At 50.9% G+C, this 342-nt stretch carries 2 protein-coding genes; one reads left to right on the top strand and one right to left on the bottom strand.

The window, feature by feature from the left end; all coding sequences use genetic code 11:
• A partial coding sequence (locus F1735_RS38655) for a helix-turn-helix domain-containing protein (RefSeq protein ID WP_167241554.1) occupies positions 1-139 on the bottom strand: 139 nt, incomplete at its 3' end.
• Positions 140-160: 21 nt separating this feature from the next.
• On the opposite strand from F1735_RS38655, the gene F1735_RS38650 reads away from it, so the two are divergent.
• A partial coding sequence (locus F1735_RS38650; RefSeq protein WP_167241553.1) for a transposase occupies positions 161-342 on the top strand: 182 nt, incomplete at its 3' end.

The raw sequence follows: 342 nt of genomic DNA, 5'->3' as shown, positions 1-342 counted from the left end.
TACCGGCCTCATGATTCTCTTTTTGCATCGCCAACGCCTTGTTGTAGACGAATCGGCACGCGCCAGCGAAGCGGCGCATATTGCGCTCTTGCTCGCCATCTGGCATCAGTTCGTATTGATAGGCTTGCAGTCGTTGCATGCTTCGATTATAGTTTGGTCTATGAGTCATTACAATGAAATTCGCCACGGAAGACACGGTGTTTTCCTCATGCACGTACATTTGGTCTTCGCAACAAAATACCGCCGTGAAGTCTTCACAAAAGAGATTCTTGACGACCTGCGGCCGATATGCTCCAGCGTCTGCACGGACTTTGAAGCGGAACTGGTGGAGTTCGACGGCGA

Origin of the sequence: Massilia genomosp. 1 (assembly GCF_011682185.1) — a bacterium.
Taxonomy (GTDB): domain Bacteria; phylum Pseudomonadota; class Gammaproteobacteria; order Burkholderiales; family Burkholderiaceae_D; genus Telluria_A; species Telluria_A rubra.
This window is presented reverse-complemented; position numbering and strand designations above follow the sequence as displayed.